Below are 19,044 nucleotides of genomic sequence, written 5' to 3'. Positions count from 1 at the left end.
GGATATTTTCCATGACTGCTTTGAAGAACGACCGTTTTCTCCGTGCCTTGCTCAAGCAACCCGTTGATGTGACGCCCGTCTGGATGATGCGGCAGGCCGGTCGTTATCTCCCGGAGTATCGCGCTACGCGTGGCCGTGCCGGTGACTTCATGAGTCTGTGCATGAATCCTGAGTTGGCCTGCGAAGTCACACTGCAGCCGCTCGAGCGTTATCCGCTGGATGCCGCCATCCTCTTTTCAGACATTCTGACCATCCCGGACGCCATGGGATTAGGCCTCTATTTCGAGACAGGTGAGGGGCCCCGCTTCAAAAAGCGTATTGAGTCCGCTGCGGATATCGAAGCCTTACCGGTACCTGACCCGGAAGCGGATCTGGGCTATGTCATGAATGCGGTCCGCACCATTCGCCGTGAGCTCAATGGGCGTGTGCCTCTGATCGGATTCTCAGGAAGTCCTTGGACGTTGGCGACTTACATGGTCGAAGGAGGCTCATCCAAGGACTTTCGGCGTAGCAAGGCGATGCTTTATGACAATCCGCAAGCCATGCACAACCTGCTCGATAAACTGGCCCGCTCGGTAACCGCCTATCTGAATGGTCAGATTCAGGCAGGTGCCCAGGCGGTACAGATCTTTGATACATGGGGAGGCAATCTATCTTCGGCGGCTTATCAGGAGTTTTCTCTCGCCTACATGCGCAGGATTGTTGATGGCCTGATTCGTGAGCGTGAAGGCCGCAAGATTCCTGTCATCCTGTTTACCAAGAATGGCGGTCTTTGGTTGGAGAGCATGGCGGCCTCTGGCGCAGACGCATTGGGACTGGATTGGACATGCGACATTGGCGATGCCCGTAGCCGTGTGGGTGACAAGGTGGCGCTGCAAGGCAATATGGACCCGGCGGTACTGTATGCCAAGCCTGACGCGATCCGTTCAGAGGTGGCGCGGATTCTGGCTCGCTACGGTAAAGGCTCCGGGCATGTTTTCAATCTGGGGCACGGAATCACGCCGGAGGTAGACCCTGCCCATGCAGGTGCCTTCATCGAAGCTGTTCATGAGCTCTCGGCGCCTTATCACGAGGCATAAGGCGGTCGACAAAGACCGGGCCATGCGTCCGGTCTATCAAAAAGGCAAAGCCGCTCATCGAGCGGCTTTCACATTCAAAGGAAGAGCTGGCAGGCGAGCCAGGTGTAGCGCAACAGCCAGCGCTCCGACCAGAAGTGTGGCGATGAACAGTCCGACACCATTCCATCCCGCTTCGTGCCAGAACACGCCGCCCAATGTTCCTGCGATGCTTGAGCCCACGTAGTAGCAGAACAGGTAGAGAGATGAGGCTTGCCCTTTTGCTTGCCGAGCGCGACGACCGATCCAGCTGCTGGCGACTGAATGAGCGCCGAAAAAGCCAAAGGTAAACAGCAGCATGCCTACCAAAACCAGCGGTAGGGGTGTAAACAGTGTCAGCACCACGCCGCCCAGCATTAGAAGAATCACTGCCCAGAAAACGCGGCGGCGGCCAAGCTTGTCCGCTAACGAGCCCACTTGGGCCGAGCTGTAAATACCTGACAGGTAGACGACCGACAAGACGCCCACAACGGCTTGACTGAGATGATAAGGCTCACCTAACAGGCGATAGCCAATATAATTAAACAACGTGACAAAGGCGCCCATTAACAGAAAGCCCTCGAGAAAGAGCCAAGGTAGCCCAGCGTCTCGAAAGTGTTGGGTAAAGCCATTGACCAGTGTGCGAGGCTTCAGGGGAGTTGGGCGGAAGTGACGTGACTCCGGCAAACGCCGCCAGAATACGATAGCGGCAATCAGCGCCAGACTGCCCAGGATTGCTAGAGCAATCCGCCAGGAGACAAAGTCCACCAAAACGCCGCTGATGACGCGCCCACTCATCCCACCCAGCGCGTTGCCGCTGATATACAGCCCCATGGATAGGCCGATGTGCTGGGGATGGATTTCCTCAGACAGATAGGTCATGGCAACGGCGGCCAGACCGGATAGCGATAGACCAACCAATGCCCGCGTGACAAGAACACCTTCCCAGGTGGGCATGATGGCGCTAAGCAGCGTAAAGAAAGCGGCGGCGAAGAGTGAGACCACCATGACCGGCTTGCGGCCGATGGCATCTGAAATAGGACCTGTAACCAGTAGCCCGACCGCCATGAGCCCAGTTGATACGGAGAGCACGAGGCTGCTTTTGGCCGCCGTTATACCAAAGGCTTCGGAAAAAATGGGCATCATGGGCTGTACACAGTACAGCAGGGCAAACGTGGCGAAGCCGCCACAGAAAAGTGCAAGGGCTGTATGGATGAACTGGCGAGTGCCTTTCTCAATGTACAAATCGGCATCTTCTACTGCTTGGTTGGCAGCTTCACGTGCTGCCTGAATAGGCGCAGGTTCTTCTTCAGGTTGGGCATGCTCGTGACGAGCAGGTAAAGCAGACTTACTCACGTTAAACCTCAAAATCTGGACGAACGAAAGGACGGCGCAGCGAAAGCGCTGCACAATCTGAAATTTATTATTGGTTACTGAAAGAATAAGAGCTGATGTTTATTCTTTCCAATATATTATTCGACCGATTTGATATGTATTAAATATCAATCGAGGCGCTATGGAATTAAGACATTTACGGTACTTTGTAGCCGTCGCAGATGAGTTGCATTTTGGTCGAGCGGCTGAACTCCTGGGTATTTCACAGCCACCACTGAGTCAGCAGATACAAGCTTTGGAAGAAGAGCTGGGGGCACGCCTGTTTGAGCGCACGAATCGTCGTGTTGCATTGACTGAGGCTGGCCGGCTTTTTCTGGATGAGGCTCGGCAGGTGTTGGCGCAGGTAGATAAGGCCACCGACATTGCACGGCGAGCGCAACGCGGAGAGTTGGGTGAGTTGCAAGTGGGTTTTACGGTTTCCGCGCCCTTTATAGCTACCGTTCCACGTTCTATTTTCAATTTTCGCCAGCGCTTTCCAGCGGTACATCTGGCTTTGCAGGAAATGAGCAGCCGAGAGCAGACCGAGGCGCTGATGGATCGCAAGCTTCAGGTAGGACTGATCCGGCCTATTACCATGTCGGATGCGCTGGTCTCGATAGAGCTGTTTCGAGAGCCCCTCGTCGCTGTGATGCGGGCGGACCATCCCTTGGCTCTACAAACCCACGAAAGCATTGCTATCAAACAGTTGGCCGAGGAACCCTTTGTTTACTTTCCTCGTACCTACGGTACAGGTCTATATGACCAATTGATCAGCTTGTCTCAACAAGCTGGATTCAGCCCACGAATCGTTCAGGAAGCTCGAGAAACTACGATCATTATTGGACTGGTGGCGGCCGGATTGGGTGTTTCGGTTTTGCCAGCAACCTACCGGCGAATGCATATCGAAGGTGTTGTCTACAGAACCCTGGTGGACGAGGGCGCCACCTCCGCATTGTGGCTTATTCATCGTCGTGACGAGCGCTCATCACTTGCACGTGCGTTCATTGAGTTGTTGACGCAAGGCGCCGGTATTATGAAGAGCAGCTGATTTCCAGGTGTTTGCCCCAATCCGGTGGGCGTTGAGCGAATCGGTCGTTGCCCGGTTGCTCTTCAAAGGGCCGGGTCAGAACCTTATGAAGCTGGCGAACTTCTTCATAATTACCCGCCTCAGCCTGCTCGATCGCCTGTTGGGTCAGATAGTTACGCAGTACATAGAGTGGATTGACTGCGTGCATGCGCTCCTGGCGTGCCGGTTGATCGCCGCCTTCCTGCTCGGTGCGGTTCAGGTACTGGCGACTCCACTCATCAAATCCAGCCAAATCTACAAAGTCGTTTCGAAGAGCCGCAATCGCCTGCTCCGGAACCTCATCGCCCAGACGTCGGAAGAAGAGTGAGTAGTCAACGGCGCTGCCTTGCATCAGGCTGAGCAGCCGCTCAATCAGCTCCTTATCCGCCGCTTGCTCTGTCATAAGGCCGAGTCGACGTCGCATCAATGCCTGGTAATGCGCCTCATAAAGCGGCAAAAATAATTCGAGTATTCCTTTCAGCGTTTCGACAGGCACCCTCGGCGTCAACGCCTGCGCCAGTGCCGCCAGGTTCCAGTGCGCAATGGGGACCTGATTGCTGTAGGAGTATCGGCCACTGTAGTCAGAGTGGTTGCAGATAAAATGCGCGTCAAAGTCATCCAGGAAGGCATAAGGGCCGAAATCGAATGTAATGCCGAGAATAGACATGTTGTCTGTGTTCATCACGCCGTGGCAAAAGCCGTAAGCCTGCCAGTAGGCGATCAGCTCGGCGTTGCGCTCGACGACTTCACGGAAAAAAGCCGCATAAGGATCAGGTTGCTCCAGGCACTGTGGGTAGTGCGCCTCAAGCACATGCTGGCCAAGCTTTTCCAACAAATCACTGCGCTGCGTATAGTAGAAGTATTCGAAATGCCCGAAGCGTATATGGCTTTGGGCAAGCCGTAGCAGCATGGCGCCGGTTTCGACTCGTTCGCGTATGACCTCTGTAGTGGAGCCGGTCACACACAGCGCGCGGCTTGAAGGGATACCCAGTGCATAAAGTGCTTCTGAGGCCAGAAACTCTCGAATGGACGAGCGTAAGACTGCACGTCCGTCTCCCATTCTTGAGTAGGGTGTCATGCCGGCACCCTTGAGGTGAAGATCCCAGTGCTCTCCCTTGTCGTTTATGACCTCGCCAAGCAAAAGGCCGCGGCCATCACCCAGGCGAGGATTATAGGAGCCGAACTGATGCCCCGAATAAACCATTGCGCGTGAGTCGGCTGTATCCCAGAGCTTGTGCCCGGAAAAGATTTCCGTGAATTCCGGTCGTTGCGCCTCGGCAACATCCAGATCCAGCAGTGCCATGGCGGCCTCCGAGACGACCACCAACTTTGGATTTTCAATAGGCTTGGGTTGGATGGCCGTCGAAAAATCATCGCCCAGACGGGCAAAGCGGTTATCGAACTCAAGCGCTTCAAGGGTTTTCACGGCACTCTCCGGACTGCAAATGTATTTATCTAGACAGCGTAAAACGTGCCCTGATCATTCCTTCTGTCCAGAGTAGGTCGGAGAAGGCACTTCATCCTTGCTCAAGGTGCGCTCAGATCCTTCCCTATTCTTTACAGACACTTCCAGCTGGCGAAAGGCGATCTCTATATTGTTCTCCCTGAACAGTCGCTCGATGCTGCGGTTGATTTCATCAGTAGCAAAGCCGCGATCGCCCAACTCCCGCACGTGAACGCGTAACTCATGATTCAGTGTGTTCTCACCAAACGCCTGTAGCAGGACCATTGGTTCTGGATCATGCAAAACCCTGGGATTGTCGTAGGCGGCCTTATAGAGCAGCTCGCGTACTTTTTCCAGATCGGAGCCGTTGGCCACATTAACCAGCAGCGTGATACGCGTCATGGTGTCTGTCAGCGTCCAGTTGATGAGCTGACTCGTCACGAACGTCTTGTTAGGCACAATGACGGATTTGTTGTCAGCATCAGTGATATGGGTCGCCCGAATCTGAATGCGTTTGACTGTGCCTGTAACATTACCGATGGTAATCAGGTCGCCGATTCGAACAGGGCGTTCGAACAGGATGATCAGGCCGGAAATGAAGTTACCGAATATCTCCTGAAGGCCAAAACCCAAACCAACCGAAAGGGCCGCTGCCAGCCACTGGAGTTTGTCCCAGCTAACGCCCAGCGTGGAGAGCGAGCTGATAACACCCACGCTGATGATGACATAGGACAATAGCGTCGTGGTTGCATACGCGGTCCCTTGAGCCAGGCTCAGGCGGGAAAGTACCACAACCTCAAGCAGGCCGGGCAGGTTGCGTGCCAGTGCAAAGGTGAGGCCTGCAAAGATGACCGCTTTGATGACGTCTCGCAGGGTAATTGGCATCATGGTTGCCGACTCACCCGTACCGCTGCTGTACTGGTAAAGCGTGACGTTATCCAGGTATGAGAAGACTGCCACCACATCCACCCAGACCCAATACAGCACTCCCAGGAAGCCTAACCATAGGGCAAGGCGAATTAGACGTAAGGACTGCTGGTTGACCTGCTCCATATCCAGTGCAGGCTCTTCTATGGCTTCACCGGTTTCACCTGCCTCCTGCATGCTCTGTCGCTTGGCCAGGGCGCGATGATAGGCGAGGCGCCTTGCGGCCACGCTTAAGCCCCGCGAGAAGGCGGCTTCGAGAATGACCCAGCAGAGCAGCAGATACAGCGTATCGATAAGCCGGTCGGTCAGTTTCAGTGAGGTGTAGTAGTAGCCTAGGCAAACAGCCAGGAACAGTCCGGCCGGAATGGCGGTAATGATTAGTCCAAACATCAGCCGGAAGAAGGGCAGACGTTCTCGAGCCGCCGTGTTAAGCAAGGAGCGACCCAGCATCCAAGACATGCTGGCATAGCAGATCAGAACAATAAGAATACCCAGTACGTCTTCAGACAGGCTTGTCAGCTGACGTTGGGCAATGGCTGCTACGGCCATTAATGCCAAGGCCAAAAGGCCTAGACGCCTGACCAGGCGGCGCATGGAATCCACTTGCGCGCGTGACCAGCGGAAATGGGTCTCTGCAACACCTCCACCCTCCAGTAGGCGGTAAACGGTATAGAACACCAGCCAGCCGGCGGCCATCTCTATAAGCGCTGCGCCAATGGATGCGTTCACGCCCCGTTTGTCGCCCTCAAGGGCGACGCCGATCAAACCTAGCGACAGGCTGACAGGAAGAGTCAGCAGCACGGTCAGAAGGATCGCGAGCGGCGTGTGTAGCTGGCTGTCACGTTGGAAGTGCCCAATGTCCTTGTTCAAGGCATTGAGTTTTTCGTAAAGATACCGACGCTTCCACAGCAGCGTTGCAATAGCAAGAATGAGAGGCAGAAACAGCCAGGGGCGTTCGGCCAGACCGGCTGACAATTCGCCTGCACTGGCGCGCCAGGGCACATTTGCAATCTGTTCGACCAGCGACTTGGGCGCATCCTTGAGCCAGCCCCAATCCAGCGGGCGATTGCTGGGAATCCAGAACATCTGCTCATCAAGCGTTGAGCGGAGACTTTCGCTGGTTGCTAATAGCTGCTGCTGGTTTAGCTGAAGCGTGATTGACTCACTTAACAACGCACTTAGTTCGGTACTTAGGCGATCCTGCAGGTCCGCTCGAGTTCTGATCAGCTCCAGTAGCTTCTTGCGAAGCTCAGGTGTCGTCTGCTCGGGTGGCATCTGAGCCATGACCTTGTCCAAGTAATCCCAAGGGTTGGCGATTTGCGTGCGCTGCTGGTTCAAGTCGAACTGGTATAGACGTATATCGGCAATCTCGTCCGTCAGTCCCTTGGTTGCCTCAACCGTTGGCAGGGAGGCCCGCTGTTGATAGAGCAGTTTGGACAGCAGCAGGCTGCCTTTCAGGACATTGATCTGCTGCTGCATGGTCTCGCCGGTCTGCTTGAGCTGATCAAGTCGCTGCTTGATTTCAAGATTGTTTCGAGTGAGCTCATTCAGGCGATCCGTCGCACGCAAGAGGTAGTCGGAAAGCTTTAGGTTAAGATTTGTTTCGCTGGTCAGGACATCGTTACTACCTGCTGTCTTCTGCGATTCACGAGACAGGGCGGCAAAGGTTTCCTCTGACTGCTGGCGACGTTTGCTGCTGATGAGGGCTTGCAGATCAAGGCTTTCTTTCTCGATCAGTTTGACACGCTCCGTGTAGAGTTCACGTTGAATGGTGCCAAGATCTTGCAGCGTGCTGTTGCCCGAAAGTTCCTGCTTGCGCAGTTGAATCAGTGCGTTGCGTTCCGCCTGTTCGGCTAATAGCTGATTGCGACGTTCAGGCGTAATGGGCTTACCGCTTTCCTTGCCACTCTTGAGAATGTCGGCAATGGTCTGTACCCGCATTTGCGCATTGCTGATTTCGACCTGGGCACGCTCGGGTCGTGTTTGCGATGTGATGACCAGTGTATTGGCATCATTCAGGGCGTTCTGCCAGTCGTTGAGCTGTGAGTTGCGCTGGCTTTGAAGATTCTCCAACTCCTGGGGACTGGCGTTGGCATAGCGTTGGGTAACCGGGGGCTTGTCCTGCTCGGTCTGGAGCTTGGCCAGGTCCTTCTGAGCATCCTTGATCAGCTGCGGTGCTTGTGTGATCTTGCGTTTTACATCCGCTAGGTCCTGCTCATGCTGATCCCTCTGGTCCAATAGCTGCAGCGTATTTTTCAGAATGTCCTGAACGGTCTGCTGATCGGAGGCAGAAAGCTTCCGGTCCGCCAACGTGTCCAGGCTATGCTGAATCTGCTTGGCATCAGGCAGGTTGGATTCTTGTGAATAAGCGAGCGGAAAGTTGAGACAAAAGCCCAACAACACGATCTTGAGCAGAATACGCAAGGCGAGCATGATCACATCTTGGCAGCAGGAAAGGCGAGGAGGTTAAATCCCCGTCTTTGCTGACGCAACTGCTCTTGTCGGTCGAGCCGACTACCGCACGAATCAGAGGAAAAGAGCAGGCCCTGAACGGCCCTCTGGGAACTTGACCCCAATCTTTCTCACACGATTGCCTTCAAGCGAAGCGACTGTCCAGGTCAGACCGCTCCATTCGATCTGGTCGCCAATGACTGGCTCGCCACCAATGCGCTGGGTAATAAAGCTTCCCAACGTCTGCTCCCCATCCAGCTCGCCAAGGTTAAGACCATACAGCGAGGCCACCGCCTTAAGCTCTGCGTTGGCTTCCAGTACGAAATCACCAAAGAAGCGTTGGCCTCGCTCCGGCGCCTGACTGAACAGCTTGCCCAGGGCGGGGAGATCATGTTCATGACCAATGACACATAGGATATCGCCTGCCTCCAGCTTGGTACTGCCGGAAGGATGCAGGAGTTGCTCCCCGCGAAACAGCGCCGCGATACGTGTATTAGGCGGCATTTTCAACTCGCGAAGCGCCGCGCCAATACACCATTTCTCCTTGCCCAGGCGGTAGACGAAAAGCTCCCACTCACTGGTGGGATGCACCTGCAGGCCAGAGCGCGAGAACGGGGCGGGTTCGGGCGGTACAGTGACGCGTAGCCACTTTGCCGCGAGTGGGAGGCTTGAACCTTGTAGCAGCAGCGAAACCAGAACGATAAAGAAGGCTACGTTAAAGAACAGTTGAGCCTGGGGCAGCCCTGCCATCATAGGGAAGACAGCCAGAATGATGGGTACCGCTCCGCGTAAACCTACCCATGAAATGAATAACTTTTCGCGGCCATGGAAAGCCTTGAAGGGAAGCAGACCCACGAAGACTGAAAGGGGACGTGCGATCACGATCATCCAGAGAGCCAGACCCAGGGCAGGTAGGGCAATGGGTAGCAGGTTGTGCGGCTCTACTAGAAGTCCCAGCACCAGGAACATACCGATTTGCGCCAGCCAGGCCATACCATCCAGCATATGTAACATGCCGTGGCGGCTCCGAATTGGTCGATTGCCCATGACCAGACCCGCCAGATACACCGCCAGGATGCCACTGCCATGGGCTGCGTTGGTAATGGCGAAAATGAATAGACCACCACTGACTGCCAGTAGCGGATAGAGCCCATCTGCCAGCTGCATACGGTTGATAAGTTGAAGCAGCAACCAGCCGCCACCCAGTCCGAGCAGGCTGCCAATGGCAAATTCGCGAACGAAGTTCCAGACGAGCCCCCAGCTGAAGCCCGTTTGACCGCTGGCCAGAAGCTCAATCAGCGTGACGGTGAGAAAAACCGCCATGGGATCATTGCTGCCTGACTCGATTTCAAGGGTTGCGGTGACACGCTCATTGAGCCCGCGTCCGCCCAGTAGTGAAAACACCGCGGCAGCATCGGTTGAGCCGACAATAGCGCCGATCAGCAGCCCTTGCAGCAGGCTCAGGTCAAGAAGCCACGCCGCCATGGCGCCCGTTAACCCGGCAGTGATCATTACACCCACGGTTGCCAGGGACAATGCTGGCCAGAGCGCCACCCGGAAACTGGATACGCGTGTACGCATACCACCGTCCAGCAGAATGATCGCCAGGGCAAGGTTACCTACCAGGTAGGCGAGGGGGTAGTTGTTGAAATTGATATGACCAGGGCCGTCTACGCCTGCCAGCATCCCGACTGCAAGAAAAATCACAAGAATGGGAATGCCCAGGCGTGAGGAAAGCGAGCTGACCAGAATGGAGAGACCGACCAGGACCGCGCCAATCAAAAATAGGCTATTGATTGTGACGGCATCCAAATCGAAACTCCTGCATAGTGGGTAGGCGCGATGCGCTGGATTCTTGATTTAACCTGTTGATTCGGCAAGCTGTCAAAATTAATGCCAGATTCTTTTGAGCCATGCGACGAACAGGGGACTTCCAGTACACTGCGCGCCTTCACAGGAGCGAATCATGAATTACCGACACGCCTTCCATGCCGGAAACCATGCCGATGTGCTGAAGCACTTTGTACTGTCTCGCGTATTGATGTTGCTGGGGCGCAAGGAAACACCCTACGCCTATCTGGACACACATTCGGGCATAGGGCTTTACGATCTGCTGGGAGATCAGGCTAGCCGTACCGGTGAATGGCAAGATGGGATAGGCCGACTCTGGGAGGCGAAAGACCTCCCTGATCCGCTTGTCGCTTACAAGGAGGCTGTCGCTGCTCTTAATAGTGATGGGGCGTTGCGCTTCTACCCGGGGTCACCCGAAATCGCTCGGCGCTTTTCCCGGTCTCAGGATCGTTTGCACTTGAATGAACTGCATCCTGAAGATGCTCTGCTGCTCAAGGAAAACATGGGGCAAGAAAGACGGATCGCTGTTCATCATCGGGACGGCTGGCTGTTACCCAAAGCACTGCTGCCCGTGCAGGAGAAACGCGCTGTGCTCTTGATCGATCCGCCTTTTGAAAAGGTGGACGAGTTTGAGCGGTGTTCAATGGCATTAAAGGAAAGCATTGCCCGTATGCGGCAGATCGTGACCGCTATCTGGTATCCCATCAAGGATCAGCGTCAGCTCAAGCGGTTTTATCAGGATCTGCAAAAGAGTAATGCACCCAAACTTCTACGTGCCGAACTCTGGGTACATCCCGCCGACAATCCTGTGGGGCTCAATGGCTCTGGTATGGTGATTTCCAACCCCCCGTGGGGTCTGGAAGACGAACTCAGAAGCGTTTTGCCCTGGCTTGCCAAACAACTGGGACAAAGCCAGCCTAGCTGGAAGCTGGACTGGTTGATCGAGGAAAAAAGCACCTGATGTAGCCGGGGTTGGCTACCTTCCTCGATTCCAAGGCCTTACAACAGGCGGCGCGACTAGATCTTGTTAAGGTTCAGATAGCGACGAAGGCTATCAAGCAGCTCGTTACCAGGAATGGGACGGTCAAACAGATAACCCTGGCCTACGTCGCAATGATGGCGACGTAGAAAGCTCAGCTGTTGTGTCGTTTCGATACCTTCAGCCACAACCTTGAGTCGCAGGTTGTGGGCCATGGCCACTACGGCCGACGTGATCTCCATATCGTCCTGATTGGCTGGAATATCCTTGATAAAGCTTCGGTCGATCTTGATGACATCGATCGGGAATTTCTTGAGGTAGCTGAGTGAAGAATAGCCTGTGCCGAAATCGTCCATGGCCAGACTGAGCCCGATTTGCTTCATTTCCTCTAGCTGCTGGCGTGTCTCATCGGTTGCATCCAGGAGCAGGCTTTCGGTCAGTTCAAGTTCAAGGCGATGAGGAGGGAGGCGCTCTTCAATCAGAATGCTTCTGATTGAGCTGACAAGCTCCTGATCAGTGAACTGCTTGGGAGAAAGGTTGATCGCCATCTGCAAATGGCCCAGGCCAGCGGCATCCAGCGCTTTGATTTGCCTGCAGGCTTCCCGAATGACCCATTTACCAATCGGGATGATCAGACCGGTCTCTTCCGCCACGCTGATGAACTGATCGGGTCGTATCATGCCTCGTTCGGGGTGATTCCAGCGTAACAGCGCTTCAAGCCCCAGCAGTTGGGCGCTTTTGAGGCAGATCTTTGGCTGGTAATGAACCTCCAGTTCGTTGAGTTCGAGGGCTCGACGAAGGTTATTCTGCATGAACAGCTTGTGACTGGCTTCGGTCACCAGCGATTGTGTATAGACCTGTACCCGGTTTCCGCCGCTGGCCTTGGCCTTGTGCAACGCCAGGCCGGCATGCTTCATGAGTGTCTGCGAGTCCTTGCCGTGATCAGGGGTGACGGTCAGGCCAATCGAGCAACTGACCAGCGTCGGTTGGCTTTCAACATAGATGGGCTTTTCGAGCATGCTTAGCAGCGCGCTCGCGACATCCAGACCTTCCTGGGCATCCATCTGCTCAAGCAGCACGGCAAACTCATTGCTGGCGATCCGTGCGATCAGCGTACTTTGCCCCAGTGAGCTTTGCAGGCGTCTGGCCAGGCTAACCAGCAGGTTATCGCCAGCTTCATGGCCCAGGCTGTCATTGATTCGTTTGAAGTGATCAATGTCGATCAGCATCAGGCAGTTATGGATATCCTCCCGTCCTGCCAGCCGTTTTTCCAGGCGATCAATGAAATAGTGACGATTGGCCAGCCCTGTCAGGCTGTCACGATAAGCCAGCTTTTCCATGTTTTGCTGGGTCAGCTTTGCCTGCGTGATGTCCTCGAAGATACCAATGTAGTGGGTCAGCTCACCGTTATCTGAGTAGACTTTGGAGAGCGAAAGATGACCCCAGTAGGAGATCTGGTCCTTGCGCTGGCAGCGAAGCTCGCCTTGCCAGCTGTTCTGTTTTTCCAGAGCTGCATAGGCGTCGGGCAGGAGTTCTGACCAGTTGGTCAATGCCGGTAGCTCACTGATGGGCTGACCGCAGACTTCTTCGGCAGTGTACTGGGTAATGGTTGTAAAGCTGGGGTTGATGTATTCGATCTCCCCTTTGCGATTGACCAGCAGAAAAGCATTGGCGCTCTGCTCAACCGCCCGTTGGAACAGATGCAGGGCATGGGTGGCACTGCGGCGCTCCTGGCTATCAAGCACTTTGGCGTACTGATCGGCCAGTTCGCAGGCAAACGCAATTTCATCATTCTGCCAGATTCTGGGCTGGCCGGTTTGCTCAAGGCGAAGGATGCCTAATACCCGGCCATCTACACGTATGCAGATATCCAGAAGCGAGCGAATGTCATGAGCGAGCAGATATGGCTTGGTCCATTCGCGTGTACGAGGATCATGTTGAGCATCCTGCGCATCGATTGATCGGGCCTTATGAAGCGCCTCCACATACGCTGGAAAGTCATCCAATGACCAAGAGGAGACAGACAACGTATTAGGAGATTCGCCATGAGTGTAGACAGGGCGTAAATGGTTTTCGCCCACCTGCCACACACTGGCTCGTTTCACGCTACAGGTTTCACTGGCCGCACGAGTGATCAGTTGGGCCGCTTCCTGACGCGGGTCGCTGGAGCTGTAGGCGTGTTGTGTCAATTCAAGCAAAAGATTGCGGTGTGCTCTTACCCGATCAACACGAGCTTGTTCCTGTACGCAGGACTGCTCAAGAAGATCCAGCGAGGCTTTAAGATCCCTGTTTTGCGCCATCAGCGTAGTAGTCAGTCGCTCGGCCTCTGAAGCCAGCTCCACAGGAATCAGGTAGCCGTGCAGGATTTCACGACCATGGCGGGAGATTGCCTCGCCAATTTCAACCATTGACGTCGCGCCTGCCGGTGCGTGCAGGGTATAGCGAATGACGTAATGGCGGCGCTTGAGTAATTGCTGCTGTATGGCATCGTGCAGGTGATAGCGTGCCGCAGGCTCCATGAGGCTGGCGTAAGGCGACTCGAGAAGCGAGCAAAGCTCATAGGCAGGCAGCCCCAGACTTTTTTCACATGCCTGGTCTAGATCCAGCAGCGCCCAGCTGGGCTCATTGAGCCGCTCGAAGCGCAACATCCCCAGCTGTGCGGGCACAGGCGGCTGCGTAGCAACCTCGGCCACTGAGAGACTGGCAGCATCAGGATGAATCTTCATGCGGCGGTTCGCTTCCAACGGCCCTTGATAAGGGGCGCGTACTTATGGGTTATGCCAAGTCGACTTAACGAAAGGGCGTACAGTAAGCCAATCCGGTTTTATTTGCAGTGACTGTCTTCTGGATTCCGCCAGAACGAGGCATCCATAAGTCCTTTCAGGGAGCAAGGGTGCATCAAGCCAACCACACTGACAAGCGTCTCGATAAAACAGACAGCAGCTTTCTACTTAGAAGCTTTATCGATCCAGCAAGTCAAATTCTTTAAAAAAAACCCTGCCGGGGTGGCAGGGTTTCAGATGACCGAGCATTTCATCGGCCAGACGGTTGCCGGCAGAGGCCGGCATCGTCTCTTTACAGCAGCAGGCCGCGAATCTCAGCCAGCAGATCGCCCAGGCGCTTGGTGAAGCGGGCCGCAGCAGCGCCATTGATCACGCGGTGATCATAGGAGAGCGAAAGCGGCAGCATCAGGCGCGGCTGGAAGGCCTTGCCGTCCCATACCGGCTGCATGGTGGCCTTGGATACGCCCAGGATCGCCACTTCCGGTGCATTGACGATCGGCGTGAAGCCGGTGCCGCCAATATGACCGAGGCTGGAGATCGTGAAGCAGGCCCCTTGCATGTCATCGCCGGAAAGCTTCTTGTTGCGTGCTTTCTCAGCCAGTTGAGCGGCTTCGGCAGCCAGCTGCAGAAGACTCTTCTGATCGACGTTGCGAATGACAGGTACCAGCAGCCCATCCGGCGTGTCCACGGCAAAGCCAATGTGCACGTATTTCTTGCGGATAATGGCCTTGCCACTGGGTGCGAGCGAGGCATTGAAGTCCGGCAGCTCTTTGAGCACATGGGCGCAGGCCTTGAGCAGGAACGGCAGGATGGTCAGCTTGACGCCCGCTTTTTCTGCCACAGCCTTCTGACCCACACGGAAGGCTTCAAGATCAGTGACATCAGACTGATCGAACTGCGTTACGTGAGGCACGTTCAGCCAGCTGCGATGCAGATTGGCAGCACCTACCTGCATCAGGCGTGTCATTGGAACTTCTTCGATTTCGCCAAACTTGCTGAAGTCCACGGTCGGGACCGGAGGAATTCCGGCGCCACCGGTAGCTGCCGCTGCGGCCGGAGCAGATTTGCTCTTTTGCAGCTGATCCTTTACGTACGACTGGACGTCTTCCTTGAGAATACGTCCCTTCGGACCGGTTGGCGTCACTTCGCTCAGCTCGACGCCAAACTCGCGTGCCAGCATCCGTACAGCCGGGCCAGCATGCACTTTCTTGCCAGGCTGGCCGGTGGGCGTGGGCGCTTGCGGTGCCTTGGCCGGCGCTGGGCTTGGACTCGCCTGCTTTTGTGCCGGAGCTGCGTTTTGCTGAGCCGGTGCAGGCTTCTCAGCCTTTTTCTTCGGTGCTGCGCCTTGAACCTTCAAGGTCAGGATCAGATCGCCAGTTTTGGCCTGGTCACCTACCTTGATGGAAACGCTTTCCACCACGCCCGCCTTGGGCGCCGGGATTTCCATGCTGGCCTTGTCGGATTCCAGGGTAATCAGCGACTGGTCCGCTTCTACCGTGTCACCCGCTTTGACCATCACTTCGATCACATTGGCGCTACCGGTCGAGCCGATGTCAGGCACCTTGATCTCTTCAGTGCTCTCGCCAGCAGGCTCTTCGTCGGCCGTCTCGTGCAATTCAGGCTCGGCTGCCTGCACGGCAGGCTTGTCACTGGTGGATTGAGCCGGTGCAGAGGAAGCGTTGCCGCTTCCCTTGAGTACCAGAATCAGGTCACCTGTACCTACTTCATCACCCACCTTGACGGCGATACTTTCAATTACGCCGGCGGCAGGGGAAGGGATCTCCATGCTGGCCTTGTCGGATTCCAGCGTAATCAAGGTTTGTTCGGCTTCGATCCGGTCGCCAACCTTGACCGGAAGCTCGATAATGTTGGCCTTGCCACTAGTGCCGATATCCGGCACATGGATTTCCTGGGCGGCGCCGGTACCTGCCTGATCGTCTTCCTTGGCAGACGCGGATGGATCCTCGTCACCTGGAGGCGTTGGCATTTCGACTTCATCGTCAGCAGCGCCTGCAGCAACAGCCATGGGCTCGGCTGCATCGGTTTCACCCGATGCGCCATCTTCCATGTCCAGCAACAGGTCGCCGGTTTTCAGCGTATCGCCCAGCTTGACGTGCAGCGCAGCGATCTTGCCGGCCTTGGGCGCGGGAATCTCCATGCTGGCCTTGTCGGACTCAAGCACGACGAGGCTTTGCTCAGCCTCGACGGTGTCGCCCACCTTGACCAGAATTTCGATGATCTCGCCTTCGCCACTGCCGATATCAGGTACGCGAATGGTTTCACTCACAATAATTTCTCCTTTTCACCGTCGGCATCAGCAATCAAGCGGGTTGCGCTTGAGCGGATCGATACCGAACTTGGTGATGGCATCCGCTACGACCTGACGCTCGATAGCGCCACGATCGGCCAAGGCTTGCAGAGCAGCCAGGGCGACCCAGTGGCGATCCACTTCAAAGAAGTGACGCAGTTTCTTGCGCGAGTCGCTGCGGCCGAAACCGTCAGTGCCCAGCACCTGGTATTCCTTGGATGGAACCCACTGGCGAACCTGGTCGGCGAACAGCTTCATGTAGTCGGTAGAAGCAATGACCGGGCCTTCACGACCTTCCAGGCACTGCTGGATATAGGCCTTGCGGGGCTCCTCTAGCGGATGCAAGCGGTTCCAGTGGTCAACTGCCAGGCCATCACGGCGCAGCTCGTTGAAGCTGGTGACGCTCCAGATGTCTGCACCGATACCCAGTTCGCGCAGAAGGGCCTTCGCTTCGCGAACTTCGCGCAGGATAGTGCCCGAGCCCAGGAGCTGAACGCGATGCTTGAAGTCACCGGTTTCTTCTTCCAGGAGATACATACCCTTGATGATGCCTTCCTCGGCACCTTCAGGCAGCGCGGGCTGCTGGTAGTTCTCGTTCATGACCGTGATGTAGAAGAACACGTTCTTCTGCTCTTCGGTCATCTGGCGAATGCCTTCGCGAATGATAACCGCCAGCTCGTAGGCATAGGTGGGGTCGTACGTGCGGCAGTTCGGAATGGTTGCTGCCAGAATATGGCTGTGACCATCTTCGTGCTGCAGGCCTTCGCCGTTCAATGTGGTACGGCCGGCAGTACCGCCAATCAGGAAACCACGCACCTGGCTATCACCAGCGGCCCAGGCTAAATCGCCGATACGCTGGAAGCCGAACATCGAATAGTAGATGTAGAACGGCAGCATCGGCTGGTTGTAAGTGCTGTAGGACGTACCGGCTGCAATGAAGGAGCTCATGGCGCCTGCTTCGTTGATGCCTTCCTCGAGGATCTGGCCTTTCTTGTCCTCGCGGTAGAACATCACCTGATCCTTGTCGACAGGCTCGTAGAGCTGACCGACGGAGGAGTAAATGCCAAGCTGACGGAACATGCCTTCCATACCAAAGGTACGGGCTTCGTCCGGGATGATCGGGACGATGCGGCTGCCCAGATCCTTGTCCTTGACCAGCTGGGACAGGATGCGCACGAAGGCCATGGTGGTGGAGATCTCGCGATCGCCAGAGCCGTCCAGGATAGCTTTTAGCGTTTCCAGCGGTGGTGTCGGAATGCTGATGCTGGTGGTGCGACGCTGCGGTACCGAGCCGCCCAGCGCTTCGCGACGCTTGCGCAGGTACTTCATTTCCGGGCTGTCTTCGGCAGGACGGAAGAAGGGCAGGTCGGCCAGCTGATCATCGTTCAACGGAATGTCGAAGCGGTCGCGGAATTTCTTCAGGCTCTCCACATCGATCTTCTTGGTGTTGTGGGCGATGTTCTTCGCTTCACCCGCACCGGTGCCATAACCCTTGATGGTCTTGGCAAGAATGACCGTCGGCTGACCCTTGTGGTTGACCGCCTGATGGTAGGCTGCATACACCTTGTACGGATCATGACCGCCGCGGTTGAGCTTCCAGATGTCCTCATCGGACATGTCCTCAACCATCTTCAGCAGCTCAGGGTTGGCGCCGAAGAAGTGCTTACGAACGAACGCGCCGTCCTTAGCCTTGTAGTTCTGGTATTCACCGTCGATGGCTTCATCCATGCGCTGCTGCATGAGGCCGTTTTCGTCACGGGCGAACAGGGGATCCCAGAGGCGACCCCAGATAACCTTGTTCACGTTCCACTGGGCGCCACGGAAGACGCCTTCCAGTTCCTGGATGATCTTCGCGTTACCACGAACCGGACCGTCCAGACGCTGCAGGTTGCAGTTGATCACGAAGATCAGGTTGTCCAGCTTCTCGCGACCTGCCAGAGAGATGGCGCCCAGGGTTTCCGGCTCGTCAGTCTCGCCGTCACCGATAAAGCACCAGACCTTCTGCTTGCCGGCCGGGATGAAGCCGCGGTCTTCCAGGTACTTCATGAAGCGTGCCTGATAGATCGCTGTGATCGGACCCAGACCCATGGATACGGTCGGGAATTGCCAGAAATCGGGCATCAGGTGCGGGTGTGGGTAGCTCGACAGACCGTTGCCATCCACTTCCTGGCGGAAGTTGTTCATCTGGTCTTCGGTCAGGCGGCCCTCAAGGAAGGCACGTGCGTAAACGCCAGGAGAAGCGTGGCCCTGGTAATACACCAGGTCGCCGCCATGCTCTTCGGTTGGCGCTTTGAAGAAGTAGTTAAAACCAATGTCGTATAGCGTAGCGGACGAAGCAAAGGTAGAAATGTGGCCGCCAAGGTCCGGGTCGCGGAGGTTGGTACGAACCACCATGGCCAACGCATTCCAGCGTACCAGCGAGCGAATCCGCCGCTCCATGAAGAGGTCGCCCGGCATTTGGACTTCTTTGGTAACCGGGATCGTGTTGCGATACGGGGTGGTGATCGCGTAGGGAAGCTGTGTACCTGTCCGAGTGGCCAGCTCACCCATACGGGTCAGCAGATAATGAGCTCGGTCTTCACCTTCGCAGTCTAGTACGGACTCCAGGGCGTCCAGCCATTCCTGGGTTTCGACGGGATCAAGGTCTTGCATGGCTTGCTCCAGGGCGGAAAGGCTTCCAGAATCGGTTGCCTCGGTATCGCCGCCATCCTCTTGGGGGCAGCGTGAATTCTTGGATTATGACCGGGTGGTTCCCGGCCGGCGTGTA

Annotated in this window: 10 protein-coding genes; 3 read left to right on the top strand and 7 right to left on the bottom strand. The window is 55.8% G+C overall.

The features are described 5' to 3' along the window. The first annotated feature begins 11 nt into the window (after positions 1-11). Positions 12-1,079: a uroporphyrinogen decarboxylase gene (hemE, locus tag GM154_RS02080; RefSeq protein ID WP_122043465.1), complete on the top strand. Its 1,068-nt coding sequence runs from the start codon at positions 12-14 to the stop codon at positions 1,077-1,079. Positions 1,080-1,133: 54 nt separating this feature from the next. Here the strand turns inward: hemE and GM154_RS02075 are convergent, their stop codons facing one another. Next, a complete protein-coding gene (locus GM154_RS02075) occupies positions 1,134-2,450 on the bottom strand; it encodes an MFS transporter (protein ID WP_122043464.1) in 1,317 nt (438 codons plus the stop codon). Between the two features lie 160 nt (positions 2,451-2,610). Between GM154_RS02075 and GM154_RS02070 the strand changes: the two genes are divergently transcribed. Then, a complete protein-coding gene (locus GM154_RS02070; RefSeq protein ID WP_010797042.1) occupies positions 2,611-3,516 on the top strand; it encodes a LysR family transcriptional regulator in 906 nt (301 codons plus the stop codon). Here GM154_RS02070 and selO read toward each other — a convergent pair. The 3 genes from selO to GM154_RS02055 form a co-directional block, all read right to left on the bottom strand. After that, positions 3,500-4,960, bottom strand: a complete 1,461-nt coding sequence (gene selO / locus GM154_RS02065) for a protein adenylyltransferase SelO (RefSeq protein WP_219650787.1) — start codon at positions 4,958-4,960, stop codon at positions 3,500-3,502. The genes GM154_RS02070 and selO overlap by 17 nt on opposite strands. A 54-nt stretch (positions 4,961-5,014) precedes the next feature. Further along, positions 5,015-8,338: a mechanosensitive channel MscK gene (gene mscK, locus GM154_RS02060; protein ID WP_219650786.1), complete on the bottom strand. Its 3,324-nt coding sequence runs from the start codon at positions 8,336-8,338 to the stop codon at positions 5,015-5,017. A 93-nt stretch (positions 8,339-8,431) separates the two neighbouring features. Then, positions 8,432-10,168: a potassium/proton antiporter gene (locus tag GM154_RS02055; RefSeq protein ID WP_010797045.1), complete on the bottom strand. Its 1,737-nt coding sequence runs from the start codon at positions 10,166-10,168 to the stop codon at positions 8,432-8,434. A 154-nt stretch (positions 10,169-10,322) separates the two neighbouring features. On the opposite strand from GM154_RS02055, the gene GM154_RS02050 reads away from it, so the two are divergent. Next, entirely contained in the window at positions 10,323-11,168 is an 846-nt protein-coding gene (locus GM154_RS02050) for a 23S rRNA (adenine(2030)-N(6))-methyltransferase RlmJ (RefSeq protein WP_219650785.1), read from the top strand. Positions 11,169-11,224: 56 nt separating this feature from the next. Here the strand turns inward: GM154_RS02050 and GM154_RS02045 are convergent, their stop codons facing one another. The 3 genes from GM154_RS02045 to aceE all read right to left on the bottom strand — a co-directional run bounded on the left by GM154_RS02045 (position 11,225) and on the right by aceE (position 18,929). Continuing rightward, on the bottom strand, positions 11,225-13,912 hold the full coding sequence (locus GM154_RS02045) for a bifunctional diguanylate cyclase/phosphodiesterase (protein ID WP_150348038.1): 2,688 nt from the start codon (positions 13,910-13,912) through the stop codon (positions 11,225-11,227). Between the two features lie 349 nt (positions 13,913-14,261). Next, positions 14,262-16,256 carry a dihydrolipoyllysine-residue acetyltransferase gene (aceF, locus tag GM154_RS02040; RefSeq protein ID WP_219650784.1) on the bottom strand — a complete coding sequence of 665 codons (1,995 nt, stop codon included), beginning with the start codon at positions 16,254-16,256 and terminating at the stop codon, positions 14,262-14,264. A 27-nt stretch (positions 16,257-16,283) separates the two neighbouring features. Then, positions 16,284-18,929: a pyruvate dehydrogenase (acetyl-transferring), homodimeric type gene (gene aceE, locus GM154_RS02035; RefSeq protein ID WP_122043458.1), complete on the bottom strand. Its 2,646-nt coding sequence runs from the start codon at positions 18,927-18,929 to the stop codon at positions 16,284-16,286. Between the last annotated feature and the right edge of the window lie 115 nt (positions 18,930-19,044).

It is taken from the genome of Pseudomonas sp. MAG002Y, from assembly GCF_019400845.1.
Classification (GTDB): domain Bacteria; phylum Pseudomonadota; class Gammaproteobacteria; order Pseudomonadales; family Pseudomonadaceae; genus Chryseomonas; species Chryseomonas luteola.
This window is presented reverse-complemented; position numbering and strand designations above follow the sequence as displayed.

Coding starts and splice junctions, on each gene's coding strand:
- GM154_RS02045 (WP_150348038.1), bottom strand. CDS start 13,912: ATGAAGATTCATCCTGATGCTGCCAGTCTCTCAGTGGCCGAGGTTGCT.
- GM154_RS02050 (WP_219650785.1), top strand. CDS start 10,323: ATGAATTACCGACACGCCTTCCATGCCGGAAACCATGCCGATGTGCTG.
- mscK (WP_219650786.1), bottom strand. CDS start 8,338: ATGCTCGCCTTGCGTATTCTGCTCAAGATCGTGTTGTTGGGCTTTTGT.
- GM154_RS02070 (WP_010797042.1), top strand. CDS start 2,611: ATGGAATTAAGACATTTACGGTACTTTGTAGCCGTCGCAGATGAGTTG.
- hemE (WP_122043465.1), top strand. CDS start 12: ATGACTGCTTTGAAGAACGACCGTTTTCTCCGTGCCTTGCTCAAGCAA.
- aceE (WP_122043458.1), bottom strand. CDS start 18,929: ATGCAAGACCTTGATCCCGTCGAAACCCAGGAATGGCTGGACGCCCTG.